Raw genomic sequence first — 11,937 nt, forward strand, 5'->3', positions numbered from 1 at the left:
TGGAAAACGCAGGCAGGAGAAGTGCGTCCATTTTCCCTCCGGGGATCATGGAAAGAGCAGAGTATCAGAAGATGAGGGCCGAGGAGATTGCCGGTCTCAAGGCGGAGGTCAGGAGCAGCCTGGCTGAGGCGGATGAGCTTGAAAAGTGCAGCTTCTGTGCCACGGTTGCCGCCCTTGAGCATAACGCCTGTGTGGCGATGCGCCGCCTGATAGAGATGGGGGCACTGTGATGGCTGACGTGCTCGGGATCATCAATCAGAGGCATGCGCTTCTGAAACGGGAGTTCGATCAGTACGTTCCGCTGCTTCTGTCCGCTAGGGCGGCCAATGACCTCCTTCCTGTGGCCGTGCAGATTCATGAGGTCATGGCGCATATCGAAGCCATCGCCAGGGCGACCCGGCAGGAGATCAGACAGGCCATTGTCAGCCGGATGCTGGAGGATGGCGAGTTTCAGGTGGATGCCGGCCCATACATGGCCAGCATCCGCAAGGGTTCCACCCGTGCCGTGGTCACGGATGAAAAGGCCCTGAGAGAGGCTGCTCCGGAGCTGTTCAAGCCCCAGCCCGACAAGGTCGATACTCGCCTGCTGGGACAGGCCCTGAAGGTAAGGGCAGAACTGGCCGGCGCACGGCTTGTCGAGGGAGAGCCGACAGTCACGATCAAGGGGAAGACGAAATGAGCAACGAGATTGCGACAACCGGACATGGAAGCAGCCTGACCATCAACGGGATGGGGGAGGCCTTCGAGCTGGCTAAGGCAATGGCTTCTGCCAGGATGGTTCCACAGTGCCTTCAGGGAAGTCCCGGGGACTGCCTCATGGTCATCGAGCAGGCCATGCGCTGGCGGATGAGCCCCTTTGCCGTGGCGCAGGCAACCAGCGTGGTCAAGGGCAAGCTGTGCTTTGAAGGCAAGCTGGTATCTGCCGCCATCCAGAGCAGCGGCGTGCTGGAAGGGCGTCTGAATTATGAGTTCACTGGGGAGGGGGAGGAACGGGCGGTCATCTGTTCCGGCACGATCAGGGGAGAAAAGAAGCCCCGTACAGTTGAAGTGACCCTGGAGGCTGCCCGCACGGAAAATGTCTGGTGGAGCAAAACACCTGACCAGATGCTGGCCTATCATTCCTCCCGTGTCTGGGCCAGACGGCATGCGCCGGAAGTCATGCTGGGCGTCTATTCTCCGGAAGAATTCGATGCATCGGCCGGGCATACCTCAGAGGACGTGATTGACGTTGAGGAAGAGACAGGCCCCAGGGAAAAGGCACCGGAAGAAACCAAGGAACAGAAAGCGAAACGTCTGGCCGGACAGATAGTTGAGAAAGTCCAGCAGTGCAAAACTCTGGATGAGCTGAATGAGGTCATAAATGGAGAGGGATATAAACGGCGCATGACAACCATACGCAGGCATCTGCCGTCTCATGCTGACATGGTTGAAGACAATGTCGAGGTGGTCAGAACCCGTCTCCAGAATGCGGATCATCAGAGCGACGCCATGCAGGAGATGCCGGAATGACCATCCTGTTCTTCGACACAGAAACCACGGGCTTCCCTGTAAAGGGAGTCCCGCTGGATGACCCACACCAGCCCCGCATCGTTCAGCTGGCGATGATTGAGGCAACTGATGAAGGGAAAATCATCAGCCAGCATTCGGAGATTTTCGATGCCCGGATATGCGAGGGCGAAGATTTTGTCATTCCGGAGCAGGCATCAGCGGTTCACGGTATCAGTACTGAATTCTCATTGCATTTCGGTACACCGCAGAGGTGGGCGATCAGTCGGTTCATGGGCAGAACCAGAGTGTGCCGGCGGTTCGTGGCGCATAATGCAGCCTATGACATGAAGATGCTGAAGATTGCTGCGGCCCGGTATGGCTATACCATTCCTGATCTGAATGTCACCTGCACGATGGAAGCGAGCCGGGACATTCTCAAAATCCCGCCGACACCACGCATGCAGGCGGCGGGCTTCACCCAGTACAAAAACCCCAAGCTGGAAGAGGCATACCACCATTTTACCGGGCAGGTGCTTGAGAACGCTCATGATGCCCTGGTCGATACACGGGCCTGCATGGAGGTTTTCTTCGCTCTGAAGCGTGAGGGGGCAACGGATGACTGATTTCATCATCTGCCTGCTGGCACTGTCTCACCTAGGTGTGGGCTACCTATGGCGCACCAGCCTTGTACGAACGAGCAACGGCTACCGCTCCGGCCTGGTCAGTGCAGCCGCCTGCGTCACGCTATGGCCTCTGTTCGGCATGGCCGAACTGGGCGAATGGGCGAAGGAGAGAATGGCATGACGGCAATACCTGAACTTCTTACCATGAAGGACGTTCTGGCACGCCTTCCAGTGGGCAGGACACGTCTGCTTCATCACCTGAAAACGGTTCCCTCATATGAGGGAACGCCTACCCATGGAAGGTGGGGAAGCAAGTACATTTTCACGGAACAGCAATACGAAGCACTGAAGTAGAGCCTGTCATGTCCCTCAAACTCATCAAACGCCCGGGTTCGCCATTCTGGTATATCGTTGGTACGGTCAACGGACAGCGCATACGAGAGAGCACAGGCACTATTGGGAAAAAGCGGGCGGAGGAATACCGGGCCAAGAGGGAAAGCCAGGCGTGGCATGAAAGCGTGTATGGTGCCCGGTCAGTAGTCACGTTCTCCCACGCTGTGGCGGCCTATCTTGAGGCAGAGGAAAGATCAGAGACAACCAAGTTCCACCTTTCCCGTCTTCTGGAGCATTTCAAGGAAACGAGGCTTGTTGATATTGCCCAGCCCCAGCTTGATGCAGCGTATGGGAAAATTCTGAGGGATGGAACGGGAGCCAGCCCAGCAACAAAAATCCGGGGCGTTTTGACACCGCTACGGGCCGTGTTGGAGTTTGCTGCCATCCGGCGTTGGTGTGACCGCCCGGCCTTTGACCGGCCCAAGGTGCAGAAACCCCGGACTGTCTTCCTGTTGCCTGAAGAGGTCAGAGGCATCATCAGGAATGCAGACGATCATCTTCAGCCCCTGCTGGTCTTTCTCATTGGAACAGGAGCCAGAGCGTCTGAGGCTCTGGAACTGGACTGGAACAAGGTTGACCTGAAAGGCCGACGTGCCACCCTATGGCAGAAGCAGGGGACAGAGAGGCGGGTTAAACTGCCCTCAGTCGTTATGACCGCCCTGCATTCACTGTCTCACAGGCAGGGGCGTGTGTTCCGCCCTGTCCATCATGGCAGGGTTACGGATGGATACAGCGACAACGGAAGGACCAGTGGCGGCCAGTTCAAGAAGGGATGGGCAGGGGCCTGTCGCCGGGCAGGTATGCCAGGGCATGAACGTGTGTGGGTGCCTGTAGGCCAGACCATCGAACGGAGGCAGTTCGTCCCTGACCATACACCGCATGACCTGCGCCACACATGGGCAACATGGCATTATTGCCTGCACCGTGATCTGTTGAGGTTGAAAGAGGAAGGGGGATGGGAGAGCATCACGGTCGTGACCCGTTACGCCAAGACCATGCCTGACGTGTACGGCGATGAGATCAGGGCCTTTCTGGAGTGTGACTTCTCAGAATTAACGGACTGACACAAAACTGACGCACTTTCATTTCCTCTTCTGCTACAATCGGCAGAAAATGAAGGAAAATGAGGCTATGGCTCCTGCCTTCACACGGCAGGGGTCACAGGTTCAATCCCTGTCGCATCCACCATGATTTTCCTATGAAAATGTTGTTTTGCTGTCAGTGACGAAGTGTTCTTCGCTGCGGAGGGAAGAACTACCGGTTGGAAGTCGAATGCTGAACGGGCGGAAAGCTGCTGCCTCTCCGCTCGTTCTCGCAGGAGGTCTCTATCCTGACACGAGGCCGGGGATAGAGACCGGGCCATCATGGGGTTGTCAGTCCCATTCCTTGTCCTGCATTTTCCGGATTTCAGGGATGATCTCCTTGGGGGAGACGTTCCGGGCCTTGGAGTGGTCATCCAGTATCACGTCCACCATCTCGGAGATGTCCTTGTCGGGGTCAATCTGAGGCTTGGTGAACTCAAGGCCTTCGTGAGAAACGAGGCTTTCTTCCGGGCAGTACCAGTTCTTGTGCGCTTCGACCATCCGGTCATTGAAGCCGGTCTCGTAAGGCCCAGGGTTGATGCAGGCCACGGAGACACCAAGGTCTTGCAGTTCATTGCGAAGGCTGCGGGCTGATGTTTCCAGAGCATGTTTGGAGGCACAGTAGGCACCCGTGAAGGGGCCTGTGATGACGCCAGCAATGGAGCTGATGAAGACGATCCGCCCCCGTTTCCTCTCCGCAAAGCGGCGGATGAAGGGGTGTGAGACCTCCATTGTTGCAAAATAGTTGACCTCGAACTGACGGCGCAGGACAGGCATCGGCATGTCGGCCAGGGCACCGCCTTCACCGATGCCGGCATTGTTGACGAGAATGTCAACGTCGTGCCGGGCCAGATAGGCACGGTCAACGGGGTCCGTAATGTCAGCCTTGATGACGGAAACGGTCACTTCTGCTTCCTTGGCGGCTTCTTCCAGGCAGTTCATCTGGCTGTGCAGATGAACTGCCCCGATGACATGATGGCCACGCTTTGCCAGTTCGATGCTGAAACGCAGGCCGAGCCCACTGCCCGCACCCGTGACCAGAATTTTTCGCGCTTCATTTGTCATTTCTGGATGATCCTTTTGTTGAATCGGAGCTGACATCAGACAGCCCTGAGACGAGATTCTTGACAAAGACTTTGTCTTTATCAGGACGGTTGGTTGACAGCCCTATGAAAAGGGAAGGGGTGCTGCTATTGCCCGGCTGGTAGATGTCACCACCGGGAAGGAAGCAGTAGGGGGCGTCCAGAAGCGAGACGTGCCCAAAATTGGAGAGACCGGCAATAACGCTGTCACTGGGCATCCGGAAGACATAGCTGGTATACGCCTTGCGGCCGCTGAGACTGAGGCTGACGGGCAGGATGTCGCCGCAGGTCAGGAACAGGCGACGCTGCCCGACAGAGTCAAGAATCTCCAGACATGAGGAGGCCTGGTGTTCTTTGAGGAGGTTTTCGAGAAACCCCCACAGATATGAGATCATCTGCCCGTTCATAAGGTAATGCTTTCTCTTTATGAGGTGGTGTGTGGGCTGTTTTCACTCCTGAAGACCTTTGCGAAGGAAGAGTGACAAACGGTGCTCCGTTTTTACGGTAGGATTGAAAATATAATTTTGAGTTACTTTCTGGAGTATTGAACTATTTTTCATGTCACGTGTCTTGATGCTTCTGTCATGTCCGTAAATTGAAGAAAGACGGACTCATATATTCAGGATGAGCCGTCCCAGCTCAGGACGCTTCATGATTTCTGCCTGTCAATGTTCGGGTATGTCGGATGGGGTTCCCGCTTGTTTCAGGGAATGATGTCTGGTCTAGTCAGTTGGGAGCCTCTTCACGCCAGCCAAGAAATGCATTTTCAGCATAGATTATGCCCGCATCTGGCCCCGCTCCTGCAGGGCAGAAGCTTAGAAACAGGCCACGGGCAGCTTGCGTCAGGTCTTCATCAAATCCTCTGGGGGGATAGATCACCTTGATGCCGAAATAGAGTTCCTGTGAAGGTTTACAGGCAGGGCCGCCATCTTCCTGCGGGTTAAGATATTTCATCAGGCAAAGAGCGGCCTCGCAGGCAATATTCGGGCCTCCAGAGAGAGCGGGGCTTCCGCCTGATGGGGGAGCGGAGCCTTTTTCTTTTGCTGCGTCAAGGGCGTCCGCCATGGAATGCTTGGCTCTGTTTGGAACGTAAACACGTTGACCGTTCACTTCCCACCATGAACCTGCATGGGCGGTGTGGGACATCAGCAGGGCCGAGATGACGCTCAGGAAAAAAAATCTATTCTTCATGGCAGCAGATACAAAACGACCAGGCATTCCCTGTTCCTTCATGATCATGTTCAGCGTGAGGTATCTCCTGAAATGTTGTCTGAAATAAGATCGGTACCGTCATGTGATCCATGGTTCATTCAGACACTGCGGGCCTGTGGCTGGATTCCTGAATTTTCACTCGGACGGAGGGTGAAGGACATGGCCATTGTATGGTGTGTATGATCTTTTGACAGGGGTTAATCATGATTCAGGCAGGAGATCATGTCATATGGACATCTTGTTATATAAAAATGCTTCCTTAATTCCCTTCAGTCTGTTCTGATAGGGAAAGATAAGAGGAGATCGTTATGTCTTTTTCATCCAGGCTGGCCCGTATGTTCCTGTTAGGTGGGATGCTTGTGGGCGTGTGCAGTGCTTCCGCAGGATTCGCCAGTGCTCAGGATGCCGTGCCCCAGGCGGGCCTAAAGAAGATCACCACACCTTTTTCTGGTTCCGTAAGCCCCGCCGGTGCCGTGGAAAACAACCAGACGGGGAAGATCATCGGAGAAGTTGATCGTACCGGGGTCGTGTATGACAATACCGGGACCGTCGTTGGCTCCATTGATGCGAAAGGCATCGTGCGGAACGCCAAGGGGGTGCCGGTGGCACAGGTTGCCCAGAACAACCGCCTTGCAGGGGTTGCTTTCCTTCTCGGCCAGTAAGGGGCTATCCCGGCGTGCTCTCCTGTTCCGTCCCCTGTTCAGGGGCGGCATAGGAGTGGGCCATGTGGGCCAGAATTCCGGTGATGTCCTGCTGCATTCTGGTGAAGTTGCGGTTGGGCTGCAATGTCTGCAGGTTGAGATAGCAGGCCCGGTTGATCTCGATCTGAAGGCTCTGCCGGTTCTGCTCCATCCGTCCGTACCGTCCTGTTATGTAGCCGCCTGAGTAGGGCGTGTTGCGCTGGACATGGTACCCTTTTTCAACAAAAAGTTTCTCTGCCAGACCGATGAGTTCGCTGGAGCAGGTTTTTCCATGCCTGTTTCCGAGGACGATGTCGCAGGGGCGTGACTGTGCCAGTGGAGGCATGGAGTGGATGTCCAGCAGGATGGTGAAACCGAACTGCTGGTGCAGAGTCTGCTGTGTCTGCCTCAGGGCCGCATGATATGGTTCCCAGTACTGCGAGAGACGGCGTCCGGCCTCTTCGAGAGGCAGGCAGTAGCGGTAGATGCTTTTTCCGGGAGAGGCGCAGCGGGGGATGACACCATAGCCTGCGCTGACCTTCTTGCTGAGCAGGAGGTCCTTCTCGATGAGTGGGGGGGAGAACATGCTGGCATCCAGTTCTCTCCAGTCCCTGTTGACGTCACAGAAACTGCGGGGGAAGAGGGCCTGCACGAGACTCAGGCCCTGCTCGGGGGCCTGTTCCAAGAGCTGGTCCGTGAAGCGGTCTTCCATGCGCTCAAGTTCATTCATGGGAAGAATGGTCATGTCGAGAAAGTCCTGCGGGTAGTTTCGCCCCGAATGTGGCGAAGAAAGCAGGAAGGGCGTCCGTTTCCGACAGGTGGGGAGATGTACCCCAACGGCAGAGGATGAAAGGGCAGGCCCGGCGCATGGAAGTTTCTGAATTTTTTTCACATTAGAGGCTTGCCACAATCCATGGGCTGAGGTAAATACCATTTCACACCAGACGGGGGCGCATAGCTCAGCGGTAGAGCACTACCTTGACATGGTAGGGGTCACAGGTTCAATCCCTGTTGCGCCCACCACCCCTCTGGTGATTTTCTTCCTGAAAAATAAGAGATTTTCTTCCAGATTGGAAGGGGAAGTCGTGCTTTCGATTTTCCCTTTTGTCCCGTCTCTTCCCACGAGTCTCCGTAGTTTTTTGCCCACTCATTTTGAGGGACGGGAAAGGGTTTCAAGGCCTGCTTTTCCCCTAGCAGGCCGCATTTCCCCGCAAGGCATAATCGAGACCAGCCGCCTGAATACGGAGGTTCTTCAGATTAGGGTGGGCGATCATCTCGGCATAGACTCCCTGCTGCTGTTCAGCTGTGGACGTCTGCAGGTTCAGGTACTGCTGGCGGATGCGGACCTCGCCGCATCCTGCCAACAGGACAACGCCACAGGCCAGCACCAGGACGCATGAGATGTATAACCAGAGCGGGCTTTCACTTGGAGACATCCTGCGTGTCTCCTGTTGAGACCCAGAACACGAACCCGTCTACCGGCAGCACGGTGCGCTGATACCGGGTGAAGCGGACGGTCTGGCCGTAGGAGATGTCATTAAGACCCGCCGCCAGAGCATTGGTTAGCGGCGTCCGGTCGTGCGGGTGACTTTGTCCAGGGAAGGCATGGCAAGCCTCCGTGCAATAACAAACCTCCCGGTGAAGGGAGGTTTTTTTGTTCAAGGAGATTAAAATACTCGGGGCAAAAGACTGTCTTTTGACCGCAATCTGTTGTGCTATCGGCAGGAATGGTATGAAACTGGGCGTTAGGCCGTTTTGAGACACGAAAGCTTTTTTTACCCGTTTCCTGTCGTCAGCCACTCGGATCATGAACATGGAGATACATCATGCCTGATTTACGTGTTGAAGCGATTGATCATCTTGTGCTGAATGTTGATGATATTGATGTATCTTTCGAATGGTATTCAAATGTTCTTGGAATGCACGGGAAGAAAATCATTTCAGGAAAAAGCGGGGTACGGAAAAATTTACTTTTCTTTGGTAATCAGAAAATAAATCTCAGACAGAAGGATATATCGCAGAAAGACTGGTTTACAGCGAGACGGCCCCTTGAGGGAACAGCAGACCTGTGTTTCCTCGTCAGTCTGTCGGCAGATGATGTCGTAAAGCATCTGACACATCACAACGTAAAGATTGAATGTGGACCTGTAATAAAAGAGGGAGCCCGTGGAAAAATTTCCTCCGTTTATTGTCGTGATCCTGATGGCAACCTGATCGAACTGTCCTCTTATAAAGAAGAAATTCCTTGAAGGTGTGATCAGCTCTTACTCAGCCCACCCTCCATACGTTACCGTACTGCTGTATGATGGAAAGATAGAAGTGCCCTAGGGGTTCTTCGTGGCGTCCAGATCAGCCGGTGAGAAGCTCTTCAGGGTGTCGGGGATCATCCGCTCTGGGAGGTGTGCCGTCGTCGCTGTTGGACTGGATGAGGCCCGGCGTGGTGCTGTTCATGCCCAGCTGTTCCAGTACCTTGGCCCAGTAGCCGGGTGGCGTGCTGCTGGTCGTGTCCTAGGCGAACCTGAGCAGGTAGGAGGCTGCCATATTGTACACGCAGTCCGCATACAGGGAGCCGTCAATCAGCCGTTTAGTCTGCCTGATCTCCTAGTCTTCTGTGAGCAGGGTTGCTGAAGTACGACGCTCCGTCAAAACTTATTGCCATCAGGATCACGCAATCAGCATTTCCGTCTGGCATGGCCTTTTCCTTTCCTATGCAACGTGTGTATTTCATCTATTTCGTTGAAGGAAGACCGTGATCTGCCAAGTCGGAATCTACCTGCCAATTTTTAGTGCGATCCAGCAAGTCTGAATCTAAATATACATCCATGGAGTTTATTGTTTCGTTTGATGTGGACTTACAGTGTAATTCGGCACTGGCGTCTAACTGTCCTACAGGTTGGATGAGAATACCGGCATACATGAAATCATTATGGTCCATATCGTAACCATCTATCTCGTACAAAATATATTTCGTATCGGCGTTTATGAAAGAATATGCCTCTCCTGACGTGGGACCCATATACATTAGATACGACGATTGGAAATTGGTTGTGTATTTTGTATTGGATGGGTAGATCAACTCTGGATGCGAGGAGGTTCCGAAAACATAGCGTGCAGCAGGAGGATTGGTTTTGCCTGGAGCCAAACAGAGCGAAACGATCTTGTGGCTTCTGGCGATATGACAGCTGAAGGCGACCTGTTCGTCTGGAGCACACAGAGAGGGTGCCGGTGCAGCCTTGGCCTGACCAGACATACAGAGAGCCAGCGGCACGACGGGCAAGGCACGGCGGAGCATGTCAAAAAAACGGCTGCTCATGTTAAACTCCCATTCCCAAAAGTTTCGGTTGCAGTTCTTCTGTCGGCCCGTCATGGGAAGACAGGACCCGGATGGGGCCCCAGATGGCAATGATCTGCATATGGCTCAACATGGAGAAACCTCCCGGCCAGAAAACCGCCCCGGTATCGGGGCGTGCGGCTTCCTGATAGAGAGCATGTGACCTGTGAGATGGCTTATGGTCAAGGGCCATTCCAGCACGGGCGGGGCACAGTGTAAGTCGCCCGTGAGGTGGTCATGTGCGTCTCTCTAGGCGAATGGTTTCGGGCGGGGAGCGTGTGAATCTACAGACCGGCATGTAGGCCGGTTGTTCTGGTCTTTTCCGGTGTCTGGGTGGCACCCTGACTCTGCATGGTGGGCTGCCTGATCTCCTGTTCTCTGCGGACAAGGTTCCTGAAGTATGAATCTTCGTCAGGCTTACCGTTCGATGATGCGGCCGTCTGGGCAGCTTTTGCTTCAGGAACGAACGTATGGCTTTTGGCTTCGGCTGGAGTATTGTCAGGGGCAGCGGCTTTGGTGCTCTGGTTGGCCTGGTGTGCTTCGTCGAGCCTGTGGCGGGTTGTGGGACCAATGACACCGTCGGCTTTCAGGCCGCTGGCCGTCTGGAACGTTTCAACCGCCTGTTTTGTCGAAGGGCCGAATTTTCCGTCGGTGGTAAGCGGTCGGCTGTCCTTGTCCATGTAACCAAGGTCTCTGAGTTCGTTCTGGACCTGCGAGACCTGGCTGCCATGAGAGCCCTGCCGCAATGTTGGCGTGGGGGCCAGCGGGTCCGCCATCCCGGGTTTGTAGCCCATCTCCAGACGTGCCTCCCACTCATGCACCGCCTTCATGCGCTCTGACAGACCGTTCTGTCCGCCGTTAATAATGTGCGTTGCTAGAGCAATGTTTTCTTGACCTCCTCGTGGAGCCACGACTGTCTTCCAATAATCGACTGCGGCTCTGGCGGCAATTTCTGGTTTGGCGGCGTCGTCCGGGTGATTGACCAGATCTATATTTAGATGTCGACTTGTTTCTTGATAATTGTTACGTCCAGTTAACTGAATGAATCCACGACCACGATATTTATAGCCGTCTCCTGGCTCAGGATTACCGTTTAGTTGTCCCCACTTACCACCATAGACAGTATTACCTATAGCCTCAGGACCACCTTCGACGATTGAACGAGCCTGGTCCAGGGTTTTCACTCCTCGTTTTGAAAATACTTCCAGAAGCCTCTCTGGAGAATAGTGCAGGTTCTCTTCAAGATGCTGGAAGTTTCCGGATTCGACCTGCACCTGGCCCATGAGATTGGCGAGTTCTTTACGACTGGTGATGCCTGAATCCATGGCCGCTTTCAGGACAAGATCAGCATTTTCTTTCGACATTTCTTTTTCCCAATCCGGTCAAGGTCACAGACCCACCCTGAGCCTCAAGACTTAGGGCTCAGGGCAGCCTGTGGAAGGCACAGGTATTCCTATAATTATAAAGATGTATTTTAATTTTTTGTTACAGGAAGTGCCATCCCATCTAGCTCTGGGTCAGGTCCCCAACTTCTTGTGATCTCCAAGAGGAGGTCTCCATCTAATGCATCGAACGCTGTGCTGGGTCGGCAGTCCAATTCAACGGAAGCATATATCTGATTGACAGGCTTTACTATTACTCCAGCATTTTCTAAACCGGCACCAGATATATGGAACAGGATATATTGAGTACCGTCTTTTACAAAGGAATAAGCGTTGCCGCCTGTACCTCCAGCATATCTGAGACGAGATGTCCGAAAATTGGCACGTGCCCGCCCTTCGGCTGGATAGATCAGTTCTGGGTGCGAAGCAGTTCCAAAAACATAGCGTGCAGCGGGAGGGGTAGTTTTGCCTGGAGCCAGGCAGAGCGAAACGATCTTGTGGCTTCTGGCGATGGGGCAGCTGAAGGCGACCTGTTCGTCTGGAGCACACAGAGAGGGTGCCGGTGCAGCCTTGGCCTGGCCGGACACGCAGAGAGCCAGCGGCACGACGGGCAAGGCACGGCGGAGCATGTCAAAAAAACGGCTGTTCATGCTAAACTCCCATT

General features: G+C 54.3%; 17 protein-coding genes and 1 tRNA gene. 9 read left to right on the forward strand and 9 right to left on the reverse strand.

Features of this window, described 5'->3' with window-relative positions; all coding sequences use genetic code 11:
• Window positions 1–47 precede the first annotated feature (47 nt).
• From CPA56_RS02910 to CPA56_RS02935, 6 genes are all read left to right on the forward strand, one after another.
• On the forward strand, window positions 48–230 hold the full coding sequence (locus CPA56_RS02910) for a hypothetical protein (RefSeq protein WP_229707297.1): 183 nt from the start codon (window positions 48–50) through the stop codon (window positions 228–230).
• The gene (locus CPA56_RS02915; RefSeq protein WP_182040510.1) at window positions 230–679 is read left to right on the forward strand and encodes a hypothetical protein; all 450 of its coding nucleotides are present in this window, start codon (window positions 230–232) and stop codon (window positions 677–679) included. Before CPA56_RS02910 ends, CPA56_RS02915 begins: the two co-directional genes overlap by 1 nt.
• The gene (locus CPA56_RS02920) at window positions 676–1,509 is read left to right on the forward strand and encodes a recombinase RecT (RefSeq protein ID WP_182040511.1); all 834 of its coding nucleotides are present in this window, start codon (window positions 676–678) and stop codon (window positions 1,507–1,509) included. The genes CPA56_RS02915 and CPA56_RS02920 overlap by 4 nt, the downstream gene beginning before the upstream one ends.
• Window positions 1,506–2,111: a 3'-5' exonuclease gene (locus tag CPA56_RS02925; protein ID WP_182040512.1), complete on the forward strand. Its 606-nt coding sequence runs from the start codon at window positions 1,506–1,508 to the stop codon at window positions 2,109–2,111. The genes CPA56_RS02920 and CPA56_RS02925 overlap by 4 nt, the downstream gene beginning before the upstream one ends.
• On the forward strand, window positions 2,104–2,292 hold the full coding sequence (locus tag CPA56_RS02930; RefSeq protein ID WP_182040513.1) for a hypothetical protein: 189 nt from the start codon (window positions 2,104–2,106) through the stop codon (window positions 2,290–2,292). Before CPA56_RS02925 ends, CPA56_RS02930 begins: the two co-directional genes overlap by 8 nt.
• A gap of 181 nt (window positions 2,293–2,473) precedes the next feature.
• The gene (locus tag CPA56_RS02935; protein ID WP_182040514.1) at window positions 2,474–3,568 is read left to right on the forward strand and encodes a tyrosine-type recombinase/integrase; all 1,095 of its coding nucleotides are present in this window, start codon (window positions 2,474–2,476) and stop codon (window positions 3,566–3,568) included.
• A gap of 309 nt (window positions 3,569–3,877) precedes the next feature.
• Here CPA56_RS02935 and CPA56_RS02940 read toward each other — a convergent pair whose 3' ends face one another.
• The 3 genes from CPA56_RS02940 to CPA56_RS02950 form a co-directional block, all read right to left on the reverse strand.
• Window positions 3,878–4,651: an SDR family oxidoreductase gene (locus CPA56_RS02940; RefSeq protein WP_182040515.1), complete on the reverse strand. Its 774-nt coding sequence runs from the start codon at window positions 4,649–4,651 to the stop codon at window positions 3,878–3,880.
• Complete coding sequence (locus tag CPA56_RS02945) at window positions 4,641–5,063, reverse strand: heme-degrading domain-containing protein (RefSeq protein WP_182040516.1); 423 nt, start codon at window positions 5,061–5,063, stop codon at window positions 4,641–4,643. Before CPA56_RS02945 ends, CPA56_RS02940 begins: the two co-directional genes overlap by 11 nt.
• Window positions 5,064–5,394: 331 nt before the next feature.
• Window positions 5,395–5,886 carry a TrbM/KikA/MpfK family conjugal transfer protein gene (locus CPA56_RS02950; protein ID WP_182040517.1) on the reverse strand — a complete coding sequence of 164 codons (492 nt, stop codon included), beginning with the start codon at window positions 5,884–5,886 and terminating at the stop codon, window positions 5,395–5,397.
• Window positions 5,887–6,188: 302 nt separating this feature from the next.
• Here CPA56_RS02950 and CPA56_RS02955 point away from each other — a divergent pair, with 302 nt between their 5' ends.
• On the forward strand, window positions 6,189–6,542 hold the full coding sequence (locus CPA56_RS02955) for a hypothetical protein (protein WP_182040518.1): 354 nt from the start codon (window positions 6,189–6,191) through the stop codon (window positions 6,540–6,542).
• A gap of 4 nt (window positions 6,543–6,546) precedes the next feature.
• On the opposite strand, the gene CPA56_RS02960 is transcribed toward CPA56_RS02955, so the two are convergent.
• Entirely contained in the window at window positions 6,547–7,494 is a 948-nt protein-coding gene (locus tag CPA56_RS02960) for an N-formylglutamate amidohydrolase (protein ID WP_182040519.1), read from the reverse strand.
• A 14-nt stretch (window positions 7,495–7,508) separates the two neighbouring features.
• On the opposite strand from CPA56_RS02960, the gene CPA56_RS02965 reads away from it, so the two are divergent.
• Window positions 7,509–7,583, forward strand: a tRNA-Val gene (locus CPA56_RS02965).
• 167 nt (window positions 7,584–7,750) lie between these two features.
• Here the strand turns inward: CPA56_RS02965 and CPA56_RS02970 are convergent.
• Window positions 7,751–7,996, reverse strand: a complete 246-nt coding sequence (locus CPA56_RS02970; RefSeq protein ID WP_182040520.1) for a hypothetical protein — start codon at window positions 7,994–7,996, stop codon at window positions 7,751–7,753.
• Window positions 7,983–8,375, reverse strand: a complete 393-nt coding sequence (locus CPA56_RS02975) for a hypothetical protein (protein ID WP_182040521.1) — start codon at window positions 8,373–8,375, stop codon at window positions 7,983–7,985. The genes CPA56_RS02970 and CPA56_RS02975 overlap by 14 nt, the downstream gene beginning before the upstream one ends.
• 11 nt (window positions 8,376–8,386) lie before the next feature.
• On the opposite strand from CPA56_RS02975, the gene CPA56_RS02980 reads away from it, so the two are divergent.
• A complete protein-coding gene (locus CPA56_RS02980) occupies window positions 8,387–8,809 on the forward strand; it encodes a VOC family protein (protein ID WP_182040522.1) in 423 nt (140 codons plus the stop codon).
• Window positions 8,810–9,288: 479 nt separating this feature from the next.
• Here CPA56_RS02980 and CPA56_RS02985 read toward each other — a convergent pair whose 3' ends face one another.
• The 3 genes from CPA56_RS02985 to CPA56_RS02995 form a co-directional block, all read right to left on the reverse strand.
• The gene (locus tag CPA56_RS02985; protein WP_182040523.1) at window positions 9,289–9,873 is read right to left on the reverse strand and encodes a hypothetical protein; all 585 of its coding nucleotides are present in this window, start codon (window positions 9,871–9,873) and stop codon (window positions 9,289–9,291) included.
• 302 nt (window positions 9,874–10,175) lie between these two features.
• The gene (locus CPA56_RS02990; RefSeq protein ID WP_182040524.1) at window positions 10,176–11,255 is read right to left on the reverse strand and encodes a peptidoglycan-binding protein; all 1,080 of its coding nucleotides are present in this window, start codon (window positions 11,253–11,255) and stop codon (window positions 10,176–10,178) included.
• A gap of 110 nt (window positions 11,256–11,365) precedes the next feature.
• Window positions 11,366–11,923 (reverse strand): hypothetical protein, encoded by a 558-nt coding sequence (locus CPA56_RS02995; RefSeq protein ID WP_182040525.1) that lies wholly within the window; start codon window positions 11,921–11,923, stop codon window positions 11,366–11,368.
• Window positions 11,924–11,937: the final 14 nt, after the last annotated feature.

This window comes from Bombella mellum, assembly GCF_014048465.1.
Taxonomy (GTDB): Bacteria; Pseudomonadota; Alphaproteobacteria; order Acetobacterales; family Acetobacteraceae; genus Bombella; species Bombella mellum.

Excerpts from the sequence above, each read along its gene's own strand:
- CPA56_RS02975 (WP_182040521.1), bottom strand. The coding sequence starts at position 8,375 with ATGTTCATGATCCGAGTGGCTGACGACAGGAAACGGGTAAAAAAAGCT.
- CPA56_RS02925 (WP_182040512.1), top strand. The coding sequence starts at position 1,506 with ATGACCATCCTGTTCTTCGACACAGAAACCACGGGCTTCCCTGTAAAG.
- CPA56_RS02955 (WP_182040518.1), top strand. The coding sequence starts at position 6,189 with ATGTCTTTTTCATCCAGGCTGGCCCGTATGTTCCTGTTAGGTGGGATG.
- CPA56_RS02980 (WP_182040522.1), top strand. The coding sequence starts at position 8,387 with ATGCCTGATTTACGTGTTGAAGCGATTGATCATCTTGTGCTGAATGTT.
- CPA56_RS02940 (WP_182040515.1), bottom strand. The coding sequence starts at position 4,651 with ATGACAAATGAAGCGCGAAAAATTCTGGTCACGGGTGCGGGCAGTGGG.
- CPA56_RS02930 (WP_182040513.1), top strand. The coding sequence starts at position 2,104 with ATGACTGATTTCATCATCTGCCTGCTGGCACTGTCTCACCTAGGTGTG.
- CPA56_RS02990 (WP_182040524.1), bottom strand. The coding sequence starts at position 11,255 with ATGTCGAAAGAAAATGCTGATCTTGTCCTGAAAGCGGCCATGGATTCA.
- CPA56_RS02920 (WP_182040511.1), top strand. The coding sequence starts at position 676 with ATGAGCAACGAGATTGCGACAACCGGACATGGAAGCAGCCTGACCATC.
- CPA56_RS02960 (WP_182040519.1), bottom strand. The coding sequence starts at position 7,494 with ATGGTATTTACCTCAGCCCATGGATTGTGGCAAGCCTCTAATGTGAAA.
- CPA56_RS02915 (WP_182040510.1), top strand. The coding sequence starts at position 230 with ATGGCTGACGTGCTCGGGATCATCAATCAGAGGCATGCGCTTCTGAAA.
- CPA56_RS02935 (WP_182040514.1), top strand. The coding sequence starts at position 2,474 with ATGTCCCTCAAACTCATCAAACGCCCGGGTTCGCCATTCTGGTATATC.
- CPA56_RS02945 (WP_182040516.1), bottom strand. The coding sequence starts at position 5,063 with ATGATCTCATATCTGTGGGGGTTTCTCGAAAACCTCCTCAAAGAACAC.
- CPA56_RS02995 (WP_182040525.1), bottom strand. The coding sequence starts at position 11,923 with ATGAACAGCCGTTTTTTTGACATGCTCCGCCGTGCCTTGCCCGTCGTG.
- CPA56_RS02970 (WP_182040520.1), bottom strand. The coding sequence starts at position 7,996 with ATGTCTCCAAGTGAAAGCCCGCTCTGGTTATACATCTCATGCGTCCTG.
- CPA56_RS02910 (WP_229707297.1), top strand. The coding sequence starts at position 48 with ATGGAAAGAGCAGAGTATCAGAAGATGAGGGCCGAGGAGATTGCCGGT.
- CPA56_RS02985 (WP_182040523.1), bottom strand. The coding sequence starts at position 9,873 with ATGAGCAGCCGTTTTTTTGACATGCTCCGCCGTGCCTTGCCCGTCGTG.
- CPA56_RS02950 (WP_182040517.1), bottom strand. The coding sequence starts at position 5,886 with ATGCCTGGTCGTTTTGTATCTGCTGCCATGAAGAATAGATTTTTTTTC.